This window comes from Thermodesulforhabdaceae bacterium (genome assembly GCA_037482015.1).
Classification (GTDB): Bacteria; Desulfobacterota; Syntrophobacteria; order Syntrophobacterales; family Thermodesulforhabdaceae; genus JAOACS01.
In genome coordinates this window covers 273,006-298,038 of sequence record JBBFKT010000001.1, presented here as the reverse complement: position 1 = coordinate 298,038, position 25,033 = coordinate 273,006, and the positions used below count along the sequence as shown (strand labels likewise).

Annotated in this window: 23 protein-coding genes; 4 read left to right on the top strand and 19 right to left on the bottom strand. The window is 43.5% G+C overall.

Annotated elements, in window-relative coordinates; all coding sequences use genetic code 11:
* Window positions 1-115 precede the first annotated feature (115 nt).
* Together WHS38_01335 and WHS38_01330 are read left to right on the top strand one after the other, a co-directional pair.
* Complete coding sequence (locus WHS38_01335) at window positions 116-763, top strand: NUDIX hydrolase (GenBank protein ID MEJ5299612.1); 648 nt, start codon at window positions 116-118, stop codon at window positions 761-763.
* The gene (locus WHS38_01330; GenBank protein MEJ5299611.1) at window positions 744-1,238 is read left to right on the top strand and encodes a GreA/GreB family elongation factor; all 495 of its coding nucleotides are present in this window, start codon (window positions 744-746) and stop codon (window positions 1,236-1,238) included. Before WHS38_01335 ends, WHS38_01330 begins: the two co-directional genes overlap by 20 nt.
* A 24-nt stretch (window positions 1,239-1,262) precedes the next feature.
* Here the strand turns inward: WHS38_01330 and cobB are convergent, their stop codons facing one another.
* From cobB to WHS38_01235, 19 genes are all read right to left on the bottom strand, one after another.
* On the bottom strand, window positions 1,263-2,000 hold the full coding sequence (cobB, locus tag WHS38_01325; protein MEJ5299610.1) for an NAD-dependent protein deacetylase: 738 nt from the start codon (window positions 1,998-2,000) through the stop codon (window positions 1,263-1,265).
* 36 nt (window positions 2,001-2,036) lie between these two features.
* On the bottom strand, window positions 2,037-2,669 hold the full coding sequence (locus WHS38_01320) for a hypothetical protein (GenBank protein ID MEJ5299609.1): 633 nt from the start codon (window positions 2,667-2,669) through the stop codon (window positions 2,037-2,039).
* A gap of 40 nt (window positions 2,670-2,709) precedes the next feature.
* Entirely contained in the window at window positions 2,710-3,828 is a 1,119-nt protein-coding gene (locus WHS38_01315; GenBank protein ID MEJ5299608.1) for a hypothetical protein, read from the bottom strand.
* A gap of 173 nt (window positions 3,829-4,001) precedes the next feature.
* Window positions 4,002-5,696, bottom strand: coding sequence for a CRISPR-associated protein Csx20 (gene csx20 / locus WHS38_01310; protein ID MEJ5299607.1), 1,695 nt, complete (start codon window positions 5,694-5,696; stop codon window positions 4,002-4,004).
* A gap of 39 nt (window positions 5,697-5,735) precedes the next feature.
* Window positions 5,736-6,857: a type III-A CRISPR-associated RAMP protein Csm5 gene (gene csm5, locus WHS38_01305; protein ID MEJ5299606.1), complete on the bottom strand. Its 1,122-nt coding sequence runs from the start codon at window positions 6,855-6,857 to the stop codon at window positions 5,736-5,738.
* An 84-nt stretch (window positions 6,858-6,941) separates the two neighbouring features.
* Window positions 6,942-7,961 (bottom strand): hypothetical protein, encoded by a 1,020-nt coding sequence (locus tag WHS38_01300; GenBank protein ID MEJ5299605.1) that lies wholly within the window; start codon window positions 7,959-7,961, stop codon window positions 6,942-6,944.
* Window positions 7,962-7,974: 13 nt separating this feature from the next.
* Window positions 7,975-8,685: a type III-A CRISPR-associated RAMP protein Csm3 gene (csm3, locus tag WHS38_01295; protein MEJ5299604.1), complete on the bottom strand. Its 711-nt coding sequence runs from the start codon at window positions 8,683-8,685 to the stop codon at window positions 7,975-7,977.
* A gap of 25 nt (window positions 8,686-8,710) precedes the next feature.
* Complete coding sequence (csm2, locus tag WHS38_01290; protein ID MEJ5299603.1) at window positions 8,711-9,115, bottom strand: type III-A CRISPR-associated protein Csm2; 405 nt, start codon at window positions 9,113-9,115, stop codon at window positions 8,711-8,713.
* A 21-nt stretch (window positions 9,116-9,136) separates the two neighbouring features.
* Window positions 9,137-11,752, bottom strand: a complete 2,616-nt coding sequence (gene cas10, locus WHS38_01285) for a type III-A CRISPR-associated protein Cas10/Csm1 (protein MEJ5299602.1) — start codon at window positions 11,750-11,752, stop codon at window positions 9,137-9,139.
* Between the two features lie 183 nt (window positions 11,753-11,935).
* Window positions 11,936-12,343 carry an HI0074 family nucleotidyltransferase substrate-binding subunit gene (locus WHS38_01280; GenBank protein MEJ5299601.1) on the bottom strand — a complete coding sequence of 136 codons (408 nt, stop codon included), beginning with the start codon at window positions 12,341-12,343 and terminating at the stop codon, window positions 11,936-11,938.
* A complete protein-coding gene (locus WHS38_01275) occupies window positions 12,322-12,627 on the bottom strand; it encodes a nucleotidyltransferase domain-containing protein (GenBank protein ID MEJ5299600.1) in 306 nt (101 codons plus the stop codon). The genes WHS38_01280 and WHS38_01275 overlap by 22 nt, the downstream gene beginning before the upstream one ends.
* Window positions 12,628-12,689: 62 nt before the next feature.
* On the bottom strand, window positions 12,690-13,517 hold the full coding sequence (gene thiD, locus WHS38_01270; GenBank protein MEJ5299599.1) for a bifunctional hydroxymethylpyrimidine kinase/phosphomethylpyrimidine kinase: 828 nt from the start codon (window positions 13,515-13,517) through the stop codon (window positions 12,690-12,692).
* Entirely contained in the window at window positions 13,514-14,575 is a 1,062-nt protein-coding gene (thiL, locus tag WHS38_01265) for a thiamine-phosphate kinase (GenBank protein MEJ5299598.1), read from the bottom strand. Before thiL ends, thiD begins: the two co-directional genes overlap by 4 nt.
* Window positions 14,560-15,195, bottom strand: coding sequence for a thiamine phosphate synthase (gene thiE / locus WHS38_01260; GenBank protein MEJ5299597.1), 636 nt, complete (start codon window positions 15,193-15,195; stop codon window positions 14,560-14,562). Before thiE ends, thiL begins: the two co-directional genes overlap by 16 nt.
* The gene (locus WHS38_01255; GenBank protein ID MEJ5299596.1) at window positions 15,192-16,364 is read right to left on the bottom strand and encodes a PilT/PilU family type 4a pilus ATPase; all 1,173 of its coding nucleotides are present in this window, start codon (window positions 16,362-16,364) and stop codon (window positions 15,192-15,194) included. The genes thiE and WHS38_01255 overlap by 4 nt, the downstream gene beginning before the upstream one ends.
* Before the next feature lie 22 nt (window positions 16,365-16,386).
* Complete coding sequence (locus tag WHS38_01250; GenBank protein ID MEJ5299595.1) at window positions 16,387-17,472, bottom strand: type IV pilus twitching motility protein PilT; 1,086 nt, start codon at window positions 17,470-17,472, stop codon at window positions 16,387-16,389.
* Window positions 17,473-17,501: 29 nt separating this feature from the next.
* Complete coding sequence (locus tag WHS38_01245; protein MEJ5299594.1) at window positions 17,502-18,176, bottom strand: metallophosphoesterase family protein; 675 nt, start codon at window positions 18,174-18,176, stop codon at window positions 17,502-17,504.
* Window positions 18,155-19,111 (bottom strand): radical SAM protein, encoded by a 957-nt coding sequence (locus WHS38_01240; protein MEJ5299593.1) that lies wholly within the window; start codon window positions 19,109-19,111, stop codon window positions 18,155-18,157. Before WHS38_01240 ends, WHS38_01245 begins: the two co-directional genes overlap by 22 nt.
* A 21-nt stretch (window positions 19,112-19,132) precedes the next feature.
* Window positions 19,133-19,765, bottom strand: a complete 633-nt coding sequence (locus WHS38_01235; GenBank protein ID MEJ5299592.1) for an MBL fold metallo-hydrolase — start codon at window positions 19,763-19,765, stop codon at window positions 19,133-19,135.
* A gap of 92 nt (window positions 19,766-19,857) precedes the next feature.
* Here WHS38_01235 and WHS38_01230 point away from each other — a divergent pair, with 92 nt between their 5' ends.
* Both WHS38_01230 and WHS38_01225 read left to right on the top strand, forming a co-directional pair.
* A complete protein-coding gene (locus WHS38_01230) occupies window positions 19,858-22,881 on the top strand; it encodes a DEAD/DEAH box helicase (GenBank protein MEJ5299591.1) in 3,024 nt (1,007 codons plus the stop codon).
* On the top strand, window positions 22,845-24,938 hold the full coding sequence (locus WHS38_01225; protein ID MEJ5299590.1) for a molybdopterin-dependent oxidoreductase: 2,094 nt from the start codon (window positions 22,845-22,847) through the stop codon (window positions 24,936-24,938). Before WHS38_01230 ends, WHS38_01225 begins: the two co-directional genes overlap by 37 nt.
* Window positions 24,939-25,033 lie beyond the last annotated feature (95 nt).

The following is a 25,033-nucleotide window of genomic DNA, read 5'->3' as shown; positions in this document are numbered from 1 at the left end:
CAGTAAATTCTTCCACACCCAAACCACGGTAGTCGTGCTTAATAGTGACGGCATAGCGAATAGGTGTCAAATAAAAAGGAAGTTTTCATAGGAGCTTAGATAAAATTTGACTGAAATGTCGAGAACCTACTACCAGAAAATCCAAATGGCTGTTTACAATAAAAGCGAAAATGGTAGAAGAAAAGCGGATCCATGGAGAATCGGAAATAAGGAGAATCTAAGAATGGAGAAAAAGCTTCACACTATCGGCCTTCTAAATACATTTCACTTTACAGCTTACCTTGATGAAGTAATCTTGAAAACGGGCAGAACATCTAGGCGCCTAAAAATAGACCATCCAGAAGCTATAGCTATCGTGCCTTTTGTAGATTCTAACCACATTATCATGGTTCGTCAGTGGCGGTATGCAGTGGGACAGGAAACACTCGAAATACCAGCTGGAAAAGTTGATCGCGGGGAATCCATAGAAGAAGCCATCCAGAGAGAACTCATAGAAGAAACAGGATATAAGGCAAAGGTTATAAAGCCACTTGTATCTTACTTCCCCGCAATTGCCTATTCTAATGAGATCATCCACATTTTTGCAGCTACAGAACTCAGAGCTCAGGAAAGCAGGCTTGATGAAGATGAGATTTCAGGGGTTGAGATTGTTTCCTTAGAAGACGCTCTAAAAATGGTCAAAAACGGAACTATTAGAGACGGTAAAACCATTTTAGGAATTCTATTTGCTCAGGATGGATTCAATGAGCAACAAGGCGGATGACGATTATCCATCGGTTATTTCGAGACAAGAACATATAAGGCTTCTAGATAAGCTTTCTTACCTTTATCATGTAGTGCGTCCAAAAATTCTGGAAGAGGTTCAGAATGCGAGGGTTTGGAGTCACCGAAGAGACAATTTTGAATATCTCGAAGCTAAGGCAAGGCTGGCAAGACTTTATGCCACCATTGATGAAATCGAACGAAAGATTGCCCAAAGTGAAATCCTGGTTGGATGTAAGTCCTATTCAAGAAAAATATCTGTTGGAGCAACTGTAACTCTACAAAATATTGAAAACGGGGAATATGTTAAATATGTCCTGGTAGGACCTTATGAATCAGATATTCACAACGGACATCTTTCAGTGGCGTCCCCTCTGGGAAGCGCTCTTCTTGGGCATGAAGCAGGTGATGAAGTAATTTTCGAAGCCCCGTCGGGATTAAAATCTTACCGAGTTATAAACGTCGAGTGGGTGTAATATAAAAGGCATTCCTACATTATTTTAGGACAACAAAACTTCGATGATGCTAGACAATGCATCACCAGCTTTTTCTCTAATTGATACATCCGCATGTTCGGTCAATGGAGTTTTATCCGGGTTAACTTCTACAATAACTCCTCCTCTACTTTTGATCACCAGAGGAAGTCCTGCAGCAGGATAAACGAGTGCCGATGTGCCAGCTACTATCATCACGTCGCTAAGGTTTGCTTCGTCAAAAGAGCGATGCAGAACATCTTCTGGAATTGGCTCGCCAAACCAGACCACCCCAGGTCTCAATAACCCTCCACAACTACAGAGCGGAATAGGAGGCACAGTGGGAGGTGTGCTAAGATCAATTGAGTTTCCACAGCTAACGCACCGAACTATCCTTAGAGCTCCGTGAATGTGAATTACATTCTTACTGCCGGCTCTTTCGTGGAGATCATCAACATTCTGTGTAATAAGTGTCTTAAGAAGTCCCATTTCTTCAAGCTTTCTTAAAGCATAGTGTGCGGGATTCGGATTTGCTGCCCAGACTTTTTCCATCCTCCAGGCATACCATTTCCAGACCGTTTCAGGGTCGCGGGCAAAAGCTTCAGGGGTGGCAAGCTCTTCGGGGCGGTAGCGGTTCCATAAACCATCTTTTCCACGAAAAGTGGGAATGCCACTTTCAGCAGATACACCAGCACCAGTAAGAGCCGTAAGGTAACGGGCTTTACGAATATAATCTGCGGCTTTAGCAATATCAGCGCTTTTCATAATGTATCAACATCTTCTTATCTGTGTTAAGAATATTCAGATCTTTCCTAGCCATTTACGGGCTTCTTCTTTCACTCGTTCGAATACCTGTGGAAGGCTCTTCCAGAAAAAGTGATTTTCACCTTCAATAATTGTAACTGAAGCAGATTGATTTTCTTTAAGCCATGCCTCGAGGCGGTTTTTATGGCAAAATTCATCTCTGGATCCTACTAAAATAAGGCCTGGCGTAGAAGTTGGAATATTCAATCCTTCAAAATCCAGCATATTCAATGGGGGAGCAACCAGAACAAGTCCTTTGAAAAGCAATTTTTGCAGGGATCTCAGTAAGATCCAACTTCCAAAAGAATACCCTGCCCCGTAGAGATGTTCAACTCCGCGACTTTTTATAAAATCACATGCAGCTATCAAGTCGTCCACTTCACCTTGCCCATCATCGTAGTTCCCTTCGCTATCCCCCGCTCCACGGAAGTTAAATCTCAGAGTCGTAAAACCTTCACCGGAAAAAGCCTTTTGTAAAGCCATCACAACTCCATTATCCATATCACCGCCGTAAAGTGGATGTGGATGGCATATAACCACACCGCTAGCACCACCAGGAGCAAGCCTTCCTTCAAGCCTTAGGATTTCTCCCTTTGTGATCACAGAAATCGAAACAATTTCTTCTTTCATTCAGATCCTCGTAGCAGAATTGGAATAAGTAAAATTACGACTATTCTTCAAGTTCATATGACCAAAGATACGGGATACCCTGGGTTTCCAAAAACTCCTCGATAGCAGGTGGAAAATCGTGGGCTACCATAATCAAAAACGGACTCATTCCAAGTTTTTCCGCTATTTTTTCGGCATATTTCCTAAACCTAACTATTTCTTTCTTAGACGGCCTAACTTTGCACTCACCTAAAATCAGAACATCCTGCTCCCCTTTTTTACCGCGACCGTATATATTCACTTGAATTTGCTTATCATCAACGGACACATATCTTCTAATAAGTTTTCCATCAACTCTCACATCATATCTATCTTTTAAGAGACGCGGCAGTTTTACGTATGTTCTATTTTCAAGACTGTAGCCAACAGAATTTGATATGCCTTCAAGACGCTCTTCAATAATATCGACTCTTTTTACCAGTATTCTTATTTCTTCTTCGGTTTTCCTCTGCGCCTCTGCCAGTTCCTCCAACCTTGCTTCTGTTCTTTTCTGAGCTTCCGCTAACTCCTCCAGCCTTGCTTCTGTTCTCTTTTGCGCCTCCGCTAATTCCTCGACCCGTTTTTCAGTTCTCTTCTGCGCCTCAGCCAGCTCTTCAACCCTCTGAGCTAAAGAATTTAACCTCTCATCCGTCTTCCTTTGCGCCTCTGCTAGCTCCTCAACTTTCTGAGCTAGAGAATTCAGCCTTTCATCTGTTCTCTTCTGCGCTTCCGCTAATTCTTCAACCCGTTTTTCGGTTCTCTTCTGCGCCTCTGCTAGCTCCTCAACTTTCTGAGCTAGAGAATTCAGCCTTTCATCCGTCCTCCTTTGCGCATCCGCTAACTCCTCCAGCTTTGCTTCTGTTCTTTTCTGCGCTTCTGCCAACTCCTCCACCCGTTTTTCAGTCCTCTTCTGCGCCTCTGCTAGGGTTTCAACTATTTGAGCTAGAGAATTTAACCTCTCCTCTGTTTTCTTTTGAGCCTCTGCAAGGTCTTGTACAATATCTCGCAGTTCGTTAAATTCTTTCTTGGTAGCCGACTCCTCCCTTTGACGTTCTACTTCTCCAAGCAAGTCGATAAGAACGCCTCTCAGTTGAGGATCAACAGACTCAAGACGCTTTATGAAAGATACACTGATGGTCATTTCAAATCTCCCTGAACTTACAGAAGTTACACCCACAATTTTCAATAACTTGTCTAAATACTAAAAGCAAGGAGCAAACTTACCCAGAATTAAAGGCAGAAATACAGTCAAAATAGGGAGAAGCGAATAATAAGAGACTTTAACAATTCAGGCAAAACTCCGTGATTTTAACCTTAGTCAAAGTATTTCCTGAACTTAACATGCCTGAAAATTCTTTCGACCTTAATACTACCATCGGGAAGTTTATTCTCTTCCAACACTCTTTCGGTCGTTGCATAAATGGGGATAAGTCCAATCTCCCGAGATCGCATTGCCACTCTTACAGTTGCGCCGTATTCTCCTTGCACTACCACCACATCTCCCGGAGATGAACAAGTTTCCAACCAATCAATAACCGGTTTCAATTCCTTTTCCAATGAATCTACAGAGGGTGAAATCTTTTCCCATGCTTCCCTGACCTCGGAAGGCATAATTACAATTTCTCTGACCGACCAGATAGAAAAAAGTTCCTTTTTTTGCTCATCTGTTAGTTCATGAGACAAGACAACAAATGCTTTCTTTTTGCAGCCTTCCCTGTAACCCTGGTATTCCGCCCAGTTACCGCGAAGTTCTGACAGATACTCTCTTATATTGCGTATAAGTCTCTGAGATTTTATTGGTTTATCTCTCCACCCTCCATGGAGATAATCATTTCTATAGGCTCTGAGTTTCTCAAAAGTCTTCACTAACTTACGCAAAGGTTCACCGCCCCTATTTACAACTTGAACCGCTAATGCTCCGCGTTCCTTAATTTCGTCCAATTCATTCTTAGATAATGCATGCAGAAGAGAACTCCAGAAACCTTCACGGTTTTTCTCATCTAAATAATCAAGTCCTGAACAATCGCACAACCCGGTGATTACGGCTTCTCTAAGGAAAATATAAGCCTGGGGTATCATCATGTGATCCAGACACCACTCTGCCGCATTAAAAGTCCTTTTCATGGGATCGCTCTCTTCAAAACCAGCCAAACTTTCTTTAAGTATTTCAAAAAGTGGTTTCATAGGTGGAATAAGATCAGAATCTTCAATCTTGTTTATAATGTCCGAAAACGAAGTAAAATCATAAGAATAAATCTCCGCGCCTCTTGCGGTTGCGAGGCTTTGCACCAAGCTTTCAAGGCGGCTTTTCAAAGTAGAAAACATCTTTAGTAAATTCTTGTCGATTTTTTTGCTTTCGTCCTTGAACAAAGATCCAAGATTCTTGTTTATAAGTGCTCCCAAGTCATCCACATATCCGGCTTTTTTGAAAACTTCTACTGCTCGGGCCCATTCAATAATTGAATCATAGGCGGTAAGATCAAACACCGGAACATCTCTTTCGTCTTCAGGCATTTTTTTAACTTCTGGAATTGTTCCAAGAGCTTCCAGAGCTCCGTAAAATATACCTCCTACTGAAATTCCCTTAACCACTTTACCGTAATTAATTGCAACAGTAAGAAGAAGCGGTATTGAGCGAAAGGAGTGAGTTATATCCATGAAAACTTCATCACCAGGCTTTAAATTCTCCATTACCTTAAGAAATATAGCCATTATTTCGTTTTCGCTTTTTCCGCTAGGGACGGAAATCATGCAAATTTCAGGTGGATAGTTACGACTTTTCAGCCTGGTTTGTAATCCTTCAAAATTATCATGATCGCACCAGTTCTTCTTTTCAGCTTCTTCTGTGCAAAACACTATTACCCGATCTTTTTCACCCCAGGTAGGACATAGATAATCGAAAAGAGCTTCCTGGACGAAAACAACCAAATTGGATCTCCAGCCGTTAATAATGTAATGACATGGCACATAATCCCCGGTTCCCAATGTGCTGACAAATACTTTTGCCATATAGTTTCCACCCCGCCGTAGAAATTATAAAGGTTATTTTTAGCTTCCAAACGTCAATTCACACCACCCAAAAGGGCGAGCACCTAAAGGACGCCTTCTATCGTCTGATGCAAGCCATAACGTAGTCGCATGGTCGAGATAAGAAGGGCTTTTACCCATTATTTTGATCTTTCGAAATCCTTCAATAGTTACACATTCTGCTCCACTATGACGGCCAATGCGAATCAAAAAACCAGATATTTTCGGGATTGATACTTCAATCCCGCACGATTTAAGTTCATTAAGTTCTCGATCAAATTCTTTTTTATAAAACTCTCTTAAACTCCCTTTCAGATCTTCGAAACCCAAAGGTTGTTTAACGTCTCTACCGTTTTGAGGTTCCATAATGGTAATTTTGCCTTTGAACTTACCCTGTAGCACCACTTCGAGAATCTGGTATGGCCCCCTTCCCCCTTTTCCAGATCCCTTTTTAACATTCACAGCATAAACTATTTTTACCCTTGGTTCTTCTACAGGAAGAAAGTCCGAAACTTTCACAAGGCTAAAGGGATCTGTATGAAAAGATCCTTTTAGAATGTCTCTTTCAAGATCTTTATTTTGATCAACACTATATCGCTTATTGGCTGCATTATGGCGCCATAAATTAAGGACAGCCGTTCTTATGGCACCCTTTATAGACGAGCCCGGAATAATTGGAAGCTCTTTTTCCCGAGTTTCAAAGGCTGTCCTTCCTATTGCAAAATTAGTTATAACCCTCTGGGCATTAATTCGTGGATCTATGTGACGATTGTAATTATCAGGACGACGATTCGTCTTTCCACCTTCAACTACCTCCTCGTAGTGCTTAACAAACTCCTGAGATACTTGAATTTTCCGTGACACAACCCCTTCTTTGTTTATAATATCTTTCCGTTCTCCAAGTCGTCTTAGAAACTTATACATTTCTAAAAGAGACTCTATCGTGCCTTTACGGCATATGTTGGAAAAATCACTCCTCAATTTAGAATCCATAGCCCTCAGTAGGGGACCGAAATCTAAAATCAGGATTTCTTTACGGCTAGTATCCACAGTGAAAGAAAAAGGCTCATAAAACTCTCCACACCCCACATGCAAAGGAGTCAAAATTTTTATGTAGCATTCTCTTACATCCAAAACGTTCATAGTTTCACCTCTTACTTTTAGTAGTCCCCTGCCCTACCCCAAGGGTAACCATCAAGTATCCAGGCTGAAACAAATCCTTTAATTCTAGGTTTCCGTGACGGGGATATTAAATTCACAGGGGATCACAATTGCATAGCCTTGACCAATAGCTTTTTCCTGGATTTTGGAAAGACCCATCAAAGCCTTACCAATGTATGGCTTGTCCGCATTGCTTTTTTCAATCACCGCTCCTTCGTCAGCCATAAGCACAGGATTTTTAAATGGATTGCGAGACACTGCCAGAATATTACCGTGGCGCCCAAACCGAACAAAAGGCTTATACCAGATACCACCACTTTCATGTTCAGCTGGGACAAAGGGTGAAAGGGCGTAACAATATTTAGAACCAGCAAAGTCTGGGATATTTCGTTCCAGACATTCAATTACATCAAACCTTCCCAAGCCAATCGAAGCATCCCTTCCAAACCCATAGCTACCAATACAGGAAAGCCCCTTTGCAATTCGATCTACATCTGTTGCTTCTTCGTCGAAGAGAACAAAGACCACCAACTCCAATTTAGGTGCAAACCAGATGTTCTCCATTACATATGGAGCAAACTCCCCCTCCCCGGTTGTAAGACTTAAACGATCAATAGTGTTGTGCACCTGAGAAAAATCCAGAAGGATTCTCTCTTTGGTTAAACTCACAGCTTCCTTGAAGAGTTCCCTGAACAGTTCCCGATCATTCAGCAATTCATCAGCTTTAGGAATCAATCTAAGGGTATCACCTGAAATCGGTACCCAGCGTTTACTCTTTATCTCCTTAAGGCTACTCAGAACTTCAAAACATTGTTCTTTCACCGGAACAGAATAGTAAAAATGCAAAGGACAGGAAGGAACTGGGAGATAGTATCTTCGCTTGCCGTTTGAGCGAAGAACAGGAAAAGCCGAAGAGAAGACAGCAAAGGGCTTTTTATGATAACAATCTCTCCACTTTTCAAAGCCACCATTTAAGAGCGAACCATCCATAACAGCTTGCCAGCAAAACTGGCCAAAGATAGTATCGCCCTTCAATGGCGTGCCAAAGGCAGAGTGAGGGCGGAGGACTAATTCACAGAACTTCACGATAGTTTCCTCCCTATTTTTTATGGAAAACTAATATGTCCTGGAATTTTCTATTGAGATTCTCATCGTCGAAGAAGAATTTCACTCTTCCATAACCTCGACTTCCACTACCACCCAGGGCATCGTATTCTACAAGTTTCAATCCTTCCAGGAACTTATTTTCAAGATCGTCAGGATTATCGCTGTCAAAAACCTTCATTGTGATGTAAAAGGAAAACTCAATTCCTGCAGGAACACGCTCGGTAAACCGAGGGTTCTCAGCAGTTCCTTTTATTCGGTTTATGGAATTTTCCGGCTTAATTTCTGTCAACACCACATCACCCTTGCGAGCCATTTCCCTAAATTCTTCAGCAAGCATGCAGTCGGAGAAGGAAAGCCTTGAAGGTCCGAATTGGGCAAGCTTTTCTTCTTCTGCTCCACTTGTCCCGAAAAGCTTTATAATCGCTTCACCGTAAGCCTTTAGATCCTGAGAAGCCTTACCAAGAGCATTTATTGACAAAGGCTTGCCATCTGTGAACGCCATAAGACCGCTTTTAAGTTCCATCAGAGATCTAACCTTCCCTTTGAGCGATGATCCGGGAATGTATGGTTCAAAAGTGAAAGGATGTTTAACGACGGGATTGTCAGTTCCACCTATATGCATCTCCATGTCGCCAGCACCTATGTGCAATCCAGTTATAACCCTAATACGCCCGCGATATTCCCTGATTGCCGTCAGTTTCATAGCAACCTCCTTATGCTCCATAAAATTAATCCCTTGGCCGATACTGCTTATAGAAAGCCATGAATGCTTCAAGAAAAGTCGTTACTGCGTGCAAATGCTCTCTGGTTTTAACGTTAGAAAGCATTTCTTTTAATTCGTTTACAAAACTGTCAGTTACAAGCCCTCTTCCTTTAGCGTAAGCAGCCTTTGCTATAACCAGGTGGACATAAGGCAGAATCTCATCCCAGTTACTCTCCTGAGCACGAGCTCTCTGGTTTAATTTAAAAATCTCATCGTAAAACTTCCTTAACTGGGAAGTCTTGTTCTTCCTTTGATTCTGATCTTCTCCGCTGATCTTTTTTGCCCATTCTTCGGCAATTTTGGAGAAGGCTTCCGGATTAACTAGATTTGTTTTTTCATCCTTCCAAAGTTCTTTCCATAAACTTGCCATCTTTTCCCTCCTGTCTTTATATTAAAAATCTCGCTTTTTTCTGGTGTCGTATAGGACACTCCAGAACGGTATAATCATTGCGCCGCGGTAATCATTTATCCATTTAGCCAGTTGACCGGCTATCTGTGTCTGCACTCTCTGAGCATCTTTCTTATCCCGTATCTTCTTTGCGGCATTTCTTGCCACCTGATACCCGAGGAAAGCTCGCCACTTAACACACTCAATGTCCGTAATACAAACGCCCTTGCCTCTACTGATCGCACATTCTTCTATCTCCGCCATCTCCACGAGTTTCAAAATCCTGTGGAACGCTGAACGGGACAGCACATCTTCTGAAAGCCACTTTTTTAAATTTTCGCGAACTTCATCAACTAAGCAGGAAAACGCATCCCAGGAAACCGAATGACCAAACATAGTTACTCTATTTCTCCCGCTCGCTTTTGCCATACCGAGAGCTTCTTCAGTTTCTTCAGCAATAACATCCATAGGCGTAGATGGCTTATGCAGGGTGATGCCTGCGGAGATATACACCATCCGGTTTTCACAAACGTAAGTTCTGAACTTGCCAACAATGAAGATTGCCAGATCCCTGATTTTATTCCACGGACCAATAAGGAAAAGATCATCTCCTCCGGCAAAGACAGTGTAAACATCACAAAAGGCTCCTTTTTCTTCGTTGCGTAATGCGTATGGAAGATAAAGAGCAAAAAAGTTATTCAAAACTCGGCTCAAAGTTGCCATACGAGACATAGTAAAGCGTTTTCCCCGAAAACCGCAGGAAAAAATTGCTCCCAGATTGTCCACATCGGCTTTAAGAACGCCCAGAGCGTCAATGCCGTAGAGTTTCCCATCGTCCCCAAAAGAAAGAGCTCTGCTGGCAATATGAGCAAAACTCTTGGGATCTCCTTCTCGAATCATGTCAATTAGTTCCAGTTTGGCTTCCTCAGATCTTGCTCCTGCGAGAATTCTTTCATCATGTTCATCATAGGCTTCATAAACCGGAACATAACCATTTACGGGCATAAAGGTTACATCGGTTGGAACAGTGCCATTATCGTAAATGTTCACATCCCAAAATTTCTCAACATTTAAGCCCTTGAGATCTATACTGGTGCTGCCTGGATCTACAAACTTAAGCTGATATTTTCCGAAAAGTGGGGCAACTAAATCCCCCTGTTGCGAATCAATGACCGCTACTCTGTGTTTCTTAACTATCTTCGTTCCTACGAATATATGGTCACGGCAAATTCCACAAGCTGATGCACGTTCATTGGGACGAGCTATAGCTCGGTCGTTTTCAACCTTTTCTTCGGAGGGACGCTTTCCACAGAAGGGGCATAGAGGACGATAAAGGTCGTTACGGAATCGATCGAGAAAATCCTTAAAGACGCCGCCATGTTTAGATAAATCAAAACGGCGGAATTTCTTTTCTTCCATCGCTTCAATGTGTCTTTTCCAGAAAGATTCAAACCTACCATTGAGAAGGTCAGCGGGAGAAAACCCGGTATAAGTGATGCCCAGAGCACTCTCTCCAAATGTCACATCCAGAAGCCAATCGTTAAGCTTTTGAGCAACCTTTTCGATCTTCTTGCGGCTTTCTGCAGTGTTATGAGCTATAAGATGAAATTTACCTCCTGCAGACATAACAACAGACAGAGGAGACAATTTCAAAGATTTTGCAATTTCATGAGCAGCTAGCTCTGTGAGCAAAGAAACTGAAAAAGATCTACCCCTGAGAAGCTTAGACCGACGTCCTCGTTGTTCTCCTCCGACCGAAAATATAAACGACTGAATGCCGTAAAAGTCACCCGAAACAATAAGAAATTTCCGGGGATTTCTGTCCTTTACAGCGTCTTCTCTAAGTGTATCTGTTTCTTCGTGATATCTGTAAAGAGCTACAGCCAGAGCTGCCGTTGTTCGGCTGTGATCATACAGAGAAACATCGTGAACGACATTGCCTACACGGGCTGCCGGGACATGAGAAGTAAAAGTGCGGTAGAGTGAGTCAAGATGCTGAAGCCAGAGAAGAGGTTTATTCTTATGCGCCAGTTCCGTAAAAGCCTTTGAAAAATCTGCATAAAGTTTGCGATAATCCTCGTCACTTCCTTCCGAAGAGTCCTTCTGAGGGAAAATAGTTGTGGCATCAATCGGTTTAATCTGATAACGCCACGAAAAATCGTCTCGGGAAGCATCCGCACTTGAAAAAAGCATTTCAAATACTGGAATAAGCTTCGTTTTTATTGCATCTGATACTGGTATCGCCTTCCCTTCAGTAAACTCATCCCGATCAGAACCGCTACTCAAGCGATCTGCCTCGGCAATTACCCATTGAGCTGGAGTTTCCGGTTTGTGGTGCATGGCTGCCAGGTTAATCAGGCTATCGGGAGCAACTCCTCTAACCGTCGAAGCATTTGGATTCCAAAAACCTTCTGGAATAAAATTCTTCATTGATTCCAGGAAATAGGCTGTAAAAAGAGCGTGAGAATGAGTGTAGTAACGGTTATTCCAAAAAGGTTGATATAAATCAGCATTACGCTCTCTATAGCCTTCGGGCAGGGAAACAGCATACTGAGCAAATTTTCCTACATCGTGCAGCAAGGCAGCAAGTGCTATGGTTGAACTTATCCCAACTTCCATATTTTTCTCCCCTTCATTTGGTTTCACCTCGTGCTCTCAAAAATCTTTAACGGGACAAATTTCCCCTTTTACAAAAATCGTCCTGAAAATTTTTTAGAAACTATGGATATAACGTGGAGACAAAATGGAATCTTTTTGAATTTGCTCATTACAAGGCACGATCATTAAAAGAGGAACATCACGTCACTTATATGACTCTATTTTTCCCTTAATATCTTTGAGCAGCCCCACATATTCGCCTAAACGTGAGTAGATCTCTTCCGCAATTTCTTCCAAATAAGTATGAACAGTGAGGTTTCTATCTTCAAGCATTCTAAACAGAATTTGTATCTCTTCTTCAGATATGAGCCCCAGGCTAAAAAACTCTCTTATACAGCTCCTGGGAGACCTGCAAATGATACCATCTCTCTCCAGAAAGGCCCTCAACGTTTTCCAGAAAATTTCAAATGTAAACTCAAATCTTTGAATCGACGAGTCTCGATAAAAAGAATACTCCCCCGTTAATTTATATTGCTCAGTTTTAGAAACGGATTCATCCAGCCTTGTTAGCGCTCTGGCAAAGTCGCTAATTAGCTTTTCAAGTCTACCCATACTTTGCCTTCTTTAAGAATCTCTTCCTTCATTTCCGGCGGGAGTTTTTCAAATATGACAATATCAACTTTGTAGGGAAGATTAGATTCTTCTACAATTCCTTTTAATTCTACCAGCTCACCTGTTAAATCTGCGTCTGAAATAAGTGCAAGATCTATATCAGAATAAGGTTCGTTTTGGCCTCTTGCTCTTGAGCCAAAGAGGACAATTTTTACCGATATGCCTTTCTGGCTAAAATAAGACTTCAGGAATTCTTTCAGATCCTTTTGTGTATAAATGTCCACAATCGCCTTTAATCCATTAAAGAAACTATTTCACGTCAAAAGCAAATTGCTGGCACAGATCCTCAGTAAACTTCACCTGTTCTACAGTTATAAAAATGATTAAGGGGACCATGTCCTGATCCGATGGGCAAGCCAGCTTTTATAGCATCAGTGACATAGCGCTTTGCCTTTGCTACGGCATCTTCAATTTCTTCTCCCTTTGCAAGAAACGCAGCAAGAGCTGCAGAAAAGGTGCAGCCTGTTCCATGAGTATTTCTGGATGGAATACGATCAGCCTCGAAAATTTTAAAATTTTTTCCATCGTATAACACATCCACAACCTTTTCGCTTTCCACATGTCCCCCTTTGAGAACAACATACCCGGGACCGAGCCTGTGGAGTTGTTCAGCTGCATCTTTCATGTCACTAAGTGATTTAATAACCATTCCGCTAAGGATCGCCTGAGCTTCCGGGGCGTTAGGTGTGATAGCGTAAGAAAGGGGAAAAAGTTCTTTGATAAGAGCTTCCACTGCATCGGGCTTCAAAAGCAAATCACCACTTTTCGCCACCATAACTGGATCCACAATGAATTTTTCAATCTTCCATCTTTTAACAGCTTCAGCCACAGCTTGTATTATTTCTTTTCGATCCAGCATGCCGGTCTTTGCTGAATCTGTGCCGATATCTTCCATAATGGCATCTATTTGTGCCGTAACAAACGAAGGATCGACGGCAAAAATACCCTTAACCGCCACAGTATTTTGAGCCGTTAAAGCCGTAATAACGGTTGTGGCGTAAACTCCGAGAGCAGAACAGGTTTTTAGATCAGCCTGAATGCCAGCCCCTCCGCCAGAATCTGACCCCGCAATACTCATGACTCTGGGCACAGCTTTATTGCAAATTTTCTTCACGCCTTTCCACCTCTAAAATGATCCCAACCACCTTTAGATATAAAAACTTCCGAAGGTATTGTTTTCCCATCACGGTCTCTCAAAAAAACTCTGCCCGAACCTTCTAAAAAAAAGCCTATTGAAGTAATTGGGGTTTCAGTCTCAAAACGAAAATCCTGTTCCATCAACTTAGAAACCTGCTTTTCGGGCACAGCAAAAAGCAATTCATAGTCTTCTCCACCAGTAAGAGCCCACAACAGGGGATCAACTCCCTTAATTTTCGCAATTTCTTCGCAAATCGGATCTACTGGAATTTTCGAAATATCCAGAACAACATCCAGCTGGTTTTCCCTAGCCAGGTGACCAATATCCTGAAGCAAGCCGTCACTGATATCTATCATAGCCGTTACACAGCGGGACTGAGCCAATCTTCGTCCCTCAATTATTCTAGCTTTAGGTCGAAAAAAAAGCCGCCTTGCCTGATCAATAATGTTCTTATCGATATTGGCGGCGATTTCTTTTTCCAAAACTACTTCAAGTCCCGCTCTGGCTTTACCAAGAGTTCCTGTAACAAAAACAATGTCCCCAGCTGACGCTCCTCTTCTCTTGATAAGCTGATTCTTCGGAACACTCCCCACAAGAAACAGATCTATGACCAATTCCTGCTTTGTCCGAGCGCAATTACCGCCTACGAGGTGAGCTTCCATGTGGGAAAGTGAGTCCCCAACGCCAGCATAAAATTCTTCAAGAAATTTTAATGAAGTATGGGCAGGCACATTAAGCCCTACAAGAGCCCACCTCGGCATTCCCCCCATAGCCGCCACATCGCTTGCATTAACTTCGACTATACGACATCCCAGGTCATATGGTGAAATGAGCTCAACCGGGAAGTGAACATCTCCTATCTGGGCATCACAGGTTACAAGAAGATATTCCGATGTTCCAACATCTATAACCGCCACATCGTCACCAATACCAACAATGATCCCCGAATGGGTTGATACAGGGAACTTCGAGCGTAGAATCTCAATAAATCCAAATTCGCCTACATCGGCAAGAGTCTTTACTGTTTCTTCCATAGAGCTTTAAGCCTTCGAGCCGATTCTTCAGGATTTTCTGAACCCAGTATAGCCGACACAACACATATGCCTTTTATACCAGTTCCTGCAAGCATCTCCACGTGATGCTCTTTAATGCCTCCAATAGCCACACAGGGCAGATGAGCCTTCGAAGCCAACGATGCCACTCCTTCTATACCCAAAGGAGTTTTGTGATCTGGCTTTGTGGTGGTAGCAAAAACTGGTGCAAAAGAGAGATAATCTATATCGTAGCGTTCTGCTTCCACGAGTTCCTCTTCGTTATGGACCGTAAGCCCAATGATCTTTCCGGATCCAAGAATGCGGCGGGCGATAGCAGGGGGCATATCATCCTGCCCCAAATGAACCCCATCAGCATCAACAGCCAGAGCTACATCAATTCGATCGTTCACCAGAAAGAGCGCATTGTAAGAACGGCAGATTTTCAGAAGTTCCGTAGCTTCTTCTACCATTACTCGAGTTGAAGCCAGCTTTTCCCGATACTGAACAACCGTTACACCACCTCTTAGAGCATCCTCAACGGATTTGATCAAGGATCGGTTACCTACAATGGTTCTATCAGTTACAAGGTATAAGCTCCAATCCACATCGAAAGACTTCATCGGATAATTCTCCTGGAATAATCCACATCAAGTCTAAGACCTTCAATATCAGTCGTCTTTTCGCCTCTAGCAGCCTTAATGTTATCTATACCTCGTTTTACTACAGCTCTTTGAGAAGCATAGGCTATGGCAGTTTCCTCGGTAATTAAACCATCTTTGTAGAGATCAAGAATCCAGGCGTCGAAGGTCGTCCAACCAAAGGGTCTCTTTTGCTCCATCATATCGTAGAAAGTCCTGCCTTCTGCTTCACCATGCACAATAGCTTCACGGACTCTAAGGTCAGAGCCCATGATTTCGAAAGCCGCAATCCGTCCACCTCCAACCTTCGGAAGCAGGCGCTGTGAAATGATCCATCTTAGAGATTCGGCAAGTCGGATGCGAATGAGCCTTTCTTCATCCAGTTCAAACATGCCTATGAGACGATTTACCGTGTGTCCCACATCAATTGTGTGTAAGGTGGTAAAAACGAGATGGCCTGTTTCACAGGCAGTCAGAGCAATTTCAGCCGTTTCTCTATCCCGCATTTCGCCCACAAGAATAACCTTGGGAGCCTGACGGAGAGCAGCTCGAAGGCCATTAGCATAAGTGTCGAAGTCTATTCCTAATTCGCGCTGGTTAAAGGTTGCTCTTATGGGTTTGTGCATAAATTCCACAGGATCTTCAAGAGTGATTACGTGCACCGGAAAATGAAGATTTATTTCGTGGAGAATGGTCGCCAAAGTCGTTGATTTACCACTTCCGGTTGCACCGGTTACAATCACTATGCCGTTTTTTTCCTTTGCCACTTCTTTAAGAATTGATGGAAGCCCCATCTCATCTATGGATGGAACACGAGTAGGAAGTTGTCTCATAACAACGGAAAAATGCCCCTGTTGAGAAAAAACGTTTACACGAAATCGAGCCTTACCGGGGATGGAGTATGAAAGATCAGCAGAACCATGGGTAATAAGATGCTGGATTAAACGACGATTTCCTCCAATGAGAGCCAGGGCTATTTGTTCCGTGTGATAAGGAGCAAGTTCACGTATGCCAAATTCAAGAAGGACCGGTCTGAGCACCCCATCCACTTCTGCCTGAGGAGGATGGCCAACGGTAAAGTTGATATCTGAGAGGTGAGGATAATCATCCAAAATCTTAGACAGCAAAAAATCTAGATCCTCTCTTTTCATAAGACCATTCCTCTCTTGATTTCTATACTACTTCCGTAAAATCCACAGGAGCTTCTGTCAGGAAAGGACGGAACATTTCTTTATTTGCGCACTTAAGATAAGCCTCCTGAGGAGAAATCCGTCCTGCCTGAAGATGCTCCATAATTGAATCGTCCAGGCTTTGCATACCGTATTTTTTCCCTGTCTGAATAGCTGAAAGAATATGCTGGGTCTTCTTTTCTCGAATCATGGCTCTAACACCGTGAGTAGCAACAAGTATTTCCACGGCGGCGGTACGACCAGGTTTGTCAGATCTTTTAAGAAGAGTTTGTGATACTACAGCTCTTATAGCGTCCGCTAACATTTGTCTTATCTGTTCCTGTTCATCAGTTGGAAATACTTCGATAATTCTATTCACCGTCTTGGAAGCATACTCTGTGTGAAGTGTGGAAAAGACAAGGTGACCGGTAGCAGCTGCTTCTAGAGCCAGTCTCATTGTCTCTAAATCTCTCATTTCACCAACAAGTATTATGTCCGGGTCTTCTCTAAGCGCAGCACGAAGGGCTTTAGCAAAAGATCGTGTATGAGTTCCAACTTCTCTATGACTAATTACACAGCTTTTACTTGTATGAACAAATTCTATAGGGTCTTCAATCGTTATGATATGATCTTTCCTGAGGCGGTTAGCTTCATCTATGATTGCAGCGAGAGTGGTAGATTTTCCACTACCTGTGGGACCGGTAACCAGAACAAGCCCTCGAGGAAGTAAAGCTAACCGCTTAAGTATGGGAGGCAAACCAAGCTCGTCGACCGTCTTAATCTCCTGAGGAATCTCTCTGAAGGCTGCAGCAATGCCGTCTTTATGCATGTAGTAGTTTGCTCTGTATCGTCCCAATCCCGGAATTTCATAAGCAAAGTCAACGTCACCCGTTTCTTCAAATTCCTTTATTTTCTCCTCCGGCGTTATTTCATAAAGCATAGCTCGAAGATCGTCGTTATCCAGCACCTTATATTTTACTCGTTCAAGATCGCCGTGAATTCGAAGAACCGGCTGCTGTCCCGCAACCAGATGAAGATCCGAAGCGTTATATTCATGCATAAGCTTGAAAAACGCATCAATTTTCGCCATAGCTCAATCCCCTTTCAGAAAAAATACAACTATCGCACCCAATAAAAAATCTCCTCCGGAAGCTGAATGCAGGTAAGCTTCCTGCCGTAGCCGGCTCCAGTATCAATACCAATTTTGTCTTCCATAACAAGTGGCTCATAAAAAGGAGTATGTCCAAAGATAACTTTCTTTTCTAGCCCAGAAGGTGCAAAAATAAATTCATGACGGATCCAGAGAAGATCTTCCTCTGTTTGTTCGCTTAATGGCACTCCAGGACGAATTCCTGCATGAACAAATATATATTGGTCAGTTTCCACCATACAAGGTAGAGACTCAAAAAAGTCTATATGGCTAAACGGCACGAAAACTTCATACTGCCCTTCTTCGTCCTCCTCATAGCCGTAACTTTCGAGCGTCGCCCGACCACCATTGAAAAGAAAAATTAGAGGATCTGCTCCATTAAGAAAATCCAGAAACATCTGCTCGTGGTTTCCTCTGAGACATATCACTCGATCACTCTGCCGCTGCAGCTCCAGCACCATCTCAACCACATATCTCGATCCGGGACCACGATCGATGTAGTCCCCAAGAAAAACCAACAAATCTTGAGACAAATCGCAGGGAATTTCGTTAAGCAGTTCTCTTAGTCTTCTAACCTGACCATGAATATCTCCTATAGCGAAAATGTGCCGGTAAGGGATTGTTACCGTTCTCGAAAGAGCCATCTGAGAAAGCTCCGACGATCATCAATTCTTGAAAGTCCAAATTCTTGAGCTATCTGCAAAGCTTTAAGATACTCCTCGTGTTTAAGCATCCTCAGAAGACGCATGTCTATTTCATCACGCTCCCGTCTTTCCAGGACCTCTCCCATAGGACGATACTGATTCATGATGTTAATGTAAGTATCTGGAGAAATTTCCTGAGCAACGAATCGAATAATCTCTCTTGAGTCGTCCAGACAACCGGGCATTACAAGATGTCTTACCAGAAGTCCCCGCTTAGCAATTCCATTTTCTATGATCAGGTCGCCAACCTGACGATGCATTTCCTTCAATGCCAATCTTGCTCGTTCCGGGTAATCTTCAGCATCGCACCATCTCTTGCTCAAAGAAGGATCCCAGAATTTGAAGTCCGGCATGTAGATATCCACTATACCGTCAAGAAGTTTCAGAGCCGATACTCTGTCGTAGCCGCTGGAATTATACACTAGCGGCACTTCAAGACCTTTCTCCACGGCGTAGGGAAGACTTTCAAGAATTTGAGGTATAACATGACTTGGGGTAACGAAATTTATATTATGACAGCCCATCCGCTGAAGTTCTATCATGATATCAGCAAGTTGAGGAGCAGAAACCACATAACCGTCATTCGTGTGACTTATATCGTAGTTCTGGCAAAAGATACAACCGAGGTTACAACCAGCAAAAAAAATCGTTCCTGAACCCTTCTGTCCCACAAGGGGTGATTCCTCCCCAAAATGAGGACCGTAGCTTGCTACAACAGCATATCTCCCAATCAGACATCTGCCCTGCTCATTCTTGAGCCGGTTAACCTTGCACATTCGAGGGCACAGAGTGCACTTGCTCATCCAGGAAAGAGCTCGCCTGATTCTATCCTGGAGCACCCCCTTAGCGTAAGCTTCACGGTAAAGAGGGATCATTGTCGGGAACCTTTTCAAACTTTACATTTTTTTAAGAATGACCACGGGAATCTGACCTTCGAGAGCCCTGGCAAAATTCTCGGCGTCTTTAGCGGAACCTACTATGGATCCGTAATGCATTGGCACAGCAACTTTGGGCTTGATCGCTCTGGCTGCTTCAACGGCTTCCTGAGCCGTCATCACATAGGTTCCGGATACAGGAAGAAAAGCTACGTCAACGTTTAGATTTTTCATCTCTTCGATGAAATCGGAATCTCCAGCATGATAGTAGCGAACTCCGTCCATTTCCACCAAAAAGGAAAGCATGCCAGCATTTTTAGGATGAAACTGCTTGTTAACATTATAGGCAGGATAAACTTCGATGTTAACACCCTTTACGGTTATTTTGTCCCCCGGCTTAACTACTCTGACATCACCGGAAAGCTTTGACGAAGAGGCTTTGTCGGTAACAATTACAGTATCCGGTTTTTTTATTTTGGAAACATCCTGCGGGGAGCAATGATCAAAATGTTCGTGGCTTATAAGAATTATATCGGCTTTGGGAGCAGATTCGGAAAGCTCATAAGGATCGAAAAACACGGTTTGAGACCCTTTAATGCAGATAGCATCATGCCCAAACCACATAACGTTTTTTACCAAATCTTCCGGTTTCATCTCTTGCCTCCGCGACTATTTTGGGACAAAACTGACTTTGAACAGACAAACCACAGAACAATTCTCGATAAGTATAAATGCAGGAAACAAAAATGGCAATTCAACAGTTCATTAAGAGTCTGAAAAGTCATCGAGAAACCAGATGGGAAATTGTTCATCATGCTATTCTCAAGGATCAGCCCCCAGATATAGTTCCGCTGGAAAGTGCCCTACCCAGGGAACTGAGTCAGCTTCTCAGAAAAGCTCTGTCTTCAAGAAGCCAGAGTATCAGAGTTAATACTCTCCAGGGGTTGTATCACCACCAGGCGGAAGCCCTTAAAGCAATTCGATCGGGAAAACACGTTGTTGTTTCTACTCCCATGGCAAGCGGCAAATCACTCATATACTACCTGGCTTTCGCCGAAGCTCTTTTGAAAGATCCCCAAGCAAAAGCCCTTTTTATATTTCCTATAAAGGCTCTAAGCCGCGATCAACTCGATGCAGCATCATCCTTTTTTTCAGCCCTTTTTCCCGAAAAGGGATGGTCACAAAGAACATCACCCGTGCAGGTCTATGATGGAGATACATCTACCAGGGAAAGAGCCCTGATTAGAGATGCCGTTCCACCGATCATCATCACAAATCCGGACATGCTCCATTATGCTTTCCTCCCCTATCACTCCAAGTGGCAAAATCTCTGGAAAAATCTTCGACTGGTAGTTCTTGACGAAATTCACACCTATCGGGGAGTTTTCGGAAGCCATGTAGCTCAGATTTTAAGACGCCTTCAACGTATTCAAAGGCTCTACAGTCAGACACCCAATTCTCTACAGTTCATACTTCTCTCAGCTACCATCGGAAACCCTCAGGAACTCTCTTCCCAACTCACCGGTATCCCCGAAGAAGAAATAGTGCTCGTTAACCGCTCTTCAGCCCCTCTTCCGCTCCGACATTTTGTTTTTCTAAAGAGCGATTACCCCATGGCTCTCACGGCTTCCTGGATCCTTGCTGAAGCCGTAGAAGAAAATCTCAAAACAATCGTTTTTACTCGCTCCAGACGCATGACAGAGCTTATCTTTTTGACATTTCGACAGCGCTTCCCCAAACTTGCAAAACATGTGAGTTCTTACCGAGCCGGGCTTTTGCCATCCGACCGGCGAGAAATCGAGAGAAAGCTCTCTCAGAAAAAAGGTCTTCTAGGCATTATCAGCACCAGCGCCATGGAACTTGGTGTGGATATCGGAGATCTGGATGTATGCGTGCTTGCTGGCTATCCCGGAACAATCATGAATACATGGCAGAGAGCCGGGCGAGTTGGTAGAAGCGGGCAAGAATCGGCAATCATATTGCTTCCTCAGGCTGATGCTCTGGACCAATACATCATATCCCATCCGGATCACATCTTATCAGGAAAGGCTGAAATAGCTGTTGCCGATACCAGAAATTTCCGAATCAACACTGATCACATCCTTTGCGCCGCTGCAGAATATCCTATCCAGGCTGACGAACTGGAAAGGAAACCCCACTGGTTTGAACCGCTCAGGTTTCTAAAAGCTACAGGGAGAATCGTTCAAAATGGAGGAAACGGATCATGGAGCGCCACATCCTTATACCCGCACAGACTGGTTGATATTCGCCAGACGGGAAATGGATTCACTATCCTGCTAAAAGCCGGAAGTGAGTCACCAGTTTTACTGGGGTCTATTGATGGAGTCCGAGCATTTAAAGAATGCCATCCCGGTGCGGTTTACCTTCACCTTGGAGAAACTTACGAGGTTACAGAACTTGACCTATCTTTCCGCCGCATCACAGTTCGCCCTTTTTCCGGACCTTACTTCACCATGGCTATAACCACCAAGGAAACGGAAATCCTCGAAGTCATCAGGAGCAGAAAGGTCCGTAATTTTGTCTTGAGGCTCGGTCGCTTAAAAATAACAGAACAGGTAGTAGGATACGAAAAAAAGTCAGTAAAAACTCTGGAAGTTCTGGGTCGAGAAAGTCTCGATCTTCCGCCACAGTGTTATGAGACTGTGGGGCTGTGGATCGAAATTGACCCCTGGATTCAGGAACTGGTCAAAAAAAGAGACCTTCACTTCATGGGCGGCATCCATGCTTTAGAACACGCTCTTATCAGCATGTTTCCATTGCTTATCCTCTGTGATCGCGGCGACATTGGCGGTATTGCCTATCCCTTCCACCCAAAAGTTCAAAAAAGTGCCGTTTTTATCTACGACGGATATGAAGGTGGAATCGGTATTTGCGAAAAAGCGTTTGATATGATAGAATCTTTGTTTGACAAAGTCATATGTCTTCTTGACGCTTGCGACTGTGCTGAAGGATGTCCTATGTGCATTCATTCTCCACGCTGTGGCTCAGGCAATAAACCTCTTGACAAGGAAGCAGCAAAGTTGATTTCAAGAGCTCTCTTTGAGTTTGACAAAGCTGAAGCAGAAAAAACCGATGCGAAAATTGATCCCGAGCCGTTGAATCAGCCTGAAAATTTCCGGGAACGTTCTCCTTTAGTTATTAGAGACCGACCCAACATAGCCTTTTTCGATCTTGAAACTCAATTTCTAGCACACGAAGTGGGAGGATGGAACAATGCCCATCTTATGAGAATTTCTGTGGCTGTTATCTATGACGAACTCCAGAGCAACTATCTAACCTACCGCGAAGAAGAGATAAACAAACTCATAGAAAGACTGTCCAGGTATGATCTCGTCGTGGGCTTCAATATCATCGACTTTGACTACAAAGTTCTTGCGCCTTATGCACAATCTGACCTTAAACGACACCTTCCAACCTTTGATATGCTCAAAGACATCCATCGTGTAATCGGACGCAAAATAAGCCTTGATCATCTTGCAGCTGTAAATCTAAAGGAATTCAAACTTGCTGACGGAATTCAGGCAGTGCGGTGGTTCAGAGAAGGAAAGTGGAACACTCTGGTCGATTACTGTTGTCAAGACGTTATGCTTACAAGGAAGCTCTTTTACAAAGGGATCGAAGAAAAAAAGCTCAGCTATCTTGATAAAAAAGGCGTCCTTAGAGAGATTGCGGTTTCATGGTCGTTGGATGAAATAGTAAAAAGGAGCAAATCATGCATAACAACGGAGATGCAAATATCCACGAAATAAAAACTCATTGTGGTCGAATGGATCACGGAGGATGTGGGTTAGTCGTTAAAGTTAAGGACAAAGAAATCATTAGCATAACAGGCGATCCTGAAGCGCCTTTAAGTAGAGGCTACATCTGCCCTAAAGGGATCGCTTCTTTAGAAAAACTTCGTCATCCTCAGCGACTTCGCTTTCCACTGAAGAGAATTGGGGAACGCGGAGCCAACCAATGGGAGCGTATAAGTTGGGAAGAAGCTCTAAGAGTAGTTTCGGAAAAACTTATTGAAACCAAAGAACGTTATGGCGCTCGGTCTGTGGCTTTTTGTCAGGGCATGCCCAAAGGACTCGAACATTTTGTGCTGATCCGTCTTGCAAACCTCTTTGGTTCCCCAAATGTTGTGGCTGTGCAGGACGTTTGTCATGCTCCCCGGGAAATTACCGGGCTTCACATGTGCGGATTTTATCCTGTGGTGGACTTCCGTCACAAAAGTAGTCTTGTAATTCTGTGGGGAAGTCATGCAACAGCAACCAACGAAGAAGGAGCCATTGGAAAGCTTCTACTTGATCAGCTTAAAGAAGGCACCCGCTTAATAACTATCGACCCGCGAAAAACTGATCTTGGAAAACGTTCTGATCTTCACCTTCAGCTTCGCCCTGGTTCCGATACGGCTCTGGCTCTAGGAATGCTCAATGTCATAATTGAAGAAAAACTATACGACGAATACTTCGTAGAAAACTGGACTCAAGGATTTGAAGATCTCGCAAGACACGTCAAAGCATATACTCCAGAAGAAGTATCCAGAATCACCTGGGTTCCAAAGGAACAAATAATTCAGACGGCGCGGCTTTACGCCACGTTAAGACCGGCGGCAATTCATTGGGGAAACGCCATAGAACAAACTCGTAAAAATTTCGATACTGCAAGGGCTCTTATTGCCATTATGGCAATCTCTGGCAATCTAGACAGTCCCGGCGGAAACATTCAGCCTCTCGATCCACCTATAGCTCCGTTGGGGAAGTTTGTTCGAGCATCGAAAATTCCCGAAAAGCCCAAAGAAATGATTCACGCTCATTTTGGGACCATCCCGCGGCTTATGACCGTCCCACCGGCTTTCTTCAGAAAGGCTGTGCTTGATGGCATTCCCTATAAGGTGCGAGCCGCCTATATGCAGTGCACAAATCCTCTTTTAACCTGGGCAGACAGTGAACTAACCGAAAGAACTCTGAAAAGCCTCGATTTCCTCGTAGTCTCAGATATTTTTATGACTCCGACGGCTCTTTATGCCGACATAGTCCTTCCAGTCGCAACCCAGTTCGAATTTAACGATATTGGACACTACGGCTTAGGTCACGGCTATATCCTGGCACGCCCCAAGATAGCAGATCCCCCTCCTGAATGCCTACCGGATATGGAAATTCTGAACGAACTTGGCAAGCGAATCACCGACCCATCGGAATGGTATGATAATTACGAAGGATTTCTTGAAGAAGTTCTGGCTCCGGCGGGAATGACCTATAAGGAGTTTGTAGAGCGCGGATATTTAGCAGGAGAAGAAAAATTCTTCAAATACCGAAATAGCGGCTTCAAAACTACGAGCGGCAAAGTAGAACTTGTGATGCCTCAGGCTTCCCGATGGGGTGCCGATCCTCTTCCTGATGGGAAGACTCTTCCTGACGAAACCGATGATAATTTCCCGCTCGTTCTAACCAGCGCCAAAGACAAAGTTTATCTTCATTCATCCTACCGATGGATAGAAGGTCTCCGCAAATTGAGCGATCATCCATGCGCAGAAATCCATCCCGAAACAGCTAAACGCTACGGAATAAAGGACGGTAGCGATGTATTGATTGAAACCAAACATGGAAAGATCATCCAGAAAGCAAAAATTACAGACTCCGTGCATCCATTTGTTGTTGTAGCCGCCTACGGCTGGTGGTTCCCGGAAGAAGGCGCTCATAAACACTACGAATGTAAGAAATCAAACTTTAATCTCCTGACATCCGCTTCCAACCCCGGTCAGGCTTTTGGAACCTGCGATTTAAAAGGCATTGCATGCAGAATCTCACCAATTGATTGAATAAAACAAAGATGTTTGGCTAGGAAAAGTTTGTGGCTAACTCCTGATCACCGCGTCTTATTTCTGCGACGCACCCGGTCCTGACGTATTCATGA

Coding starts and splice junctions, on each gene's coding strand:
- WHS38_01335 (MEJ5299612.1), top strand. CDS start 116: ATGTCGAGAACCTACTACCAGAAAATCCAAATGGCTGTTTACAATAAA.
- WHS38_01330 (MEJ5299611.1), top strand. CDS start 744: ATGAGCAACAAGGCGGATGACGATTATCCATCGGTTATTTCGAGACAA.
- cobB (MEJ5299610.1), bottom strand. CDS start 2,000: ATGAAAAGCGCTGATATTGCTAAAGCCGCAGATTATATTCGTAAAGCC.
- WHS38_01320 (MEJ5299609.1), bottom strand. CDS start 2,669: ATGAAAGAAGAAATTGTTTCGATTTCTGTGATCACAAAGGGAGAAATC.
- WHS38_01315 (MEJ5299608.1), bottom strand. CDS start 3,828: ATGACCATCAGTGTATCTTTCATAAAGCGTCTTGAGTCTGTTGATCCT.
- csx20 (MEJ5299607.1), bottom strand. CDS start 5,696: ATGGCAAAAGTATTTGTCAGCACATTGGGAACCGGGGATTATGTGCCA.
- csm5 (MEJ5299606.1), bottom strand. CDS start 6,857: ATGAACGTTTTGGATGTAAGAGAATGCTACATAAAAATTTTGACTCCT.
- csm3 (MEJ5299604.1), bottom strand. CDS start 8,685: ATGAAACTGACGGCAATCAGGGAATATCGCGGGCGTATTAGGGTTATA.
- csm2 (MEJ5299603.1), bottom strand. CDS start 9,115: ATGGCAAGTTTATGGAAAGAACTTTGGAAGGATGAAAAAACAAATCTA.
- cas10 (MEJ5299602.1), bottom strand. CDS start 11,752: ATGGAAGTTGGGATAAGTTCAACCATAGCACTTGCTGCCTTGCTGCAC.
- WHS38_01280 (MEJ5299601.1), bottom strand. CDS start 12,343: ATGGGTAGACTTGAAAAGCTAATTAGCGACTTTGCCAGAGCGCTAACA.
- thiL (MEJ5299598.1), bottom strand. CDS start 14,575: ATGGAAGAAACAGTAAAGACTCTTGCCGATGTAGGCGAATTTGGATTT.
- thiE (MEJ5299597.1), bottom strand. CDS start 15,195: ATGAAGTCTTTCGATGTGGATTGGAGCTTATACCTTGTAACTGATAGA.
- WHS38_01255 (MEJ5299596.1), bottom strand. CDS start 16,364: ATGAAAAGAGAGGATCTAGATTTTTTGCTGTCTAAGATTTTGGATGAT.
- WHS38_01250 (MEJ5299595.1), bottom strand. CDS start 17,472: ATGGCGAAAATTGATGCGTTTTTCAAGCTTATGCATGAATATAACGCT.
- WHS38_01245 (MEJ5299594.1), bottom strand. CDS start 18,176: ATGGCTCTTTCGAGAACGGTAACAATCCCTTACCGGCACATTTTCGCT.
- WHS38_01240 (MEJ5299593.1), bottom strand. CDS start 19,111: ATGATCCCTCTTTACCGTGAAGCTTACGCTAAGGGGGTGCTCCAGGAT.
- WHS38_01235 (MEJ5299592.1), bottom strand. CDS start 19,765: ATGAAACCGGAAGATTTGGTAAAAAACGTTATGTGGTTTGGGCATGAT.
- WHS38_01230 (MEJ5299591.1), top strand. CDS start 19,858: ATGGCAATTCAACAGTTCATTAAGAGTCTGAAAAGTCATCGAGAAACC.
- WHS38_01225 (MEJ5299590.1), top strand. CDS start 22,845: ATGCATAACAACGGAGATGCAAATATCCACGAAATAAAAACTCATTGT.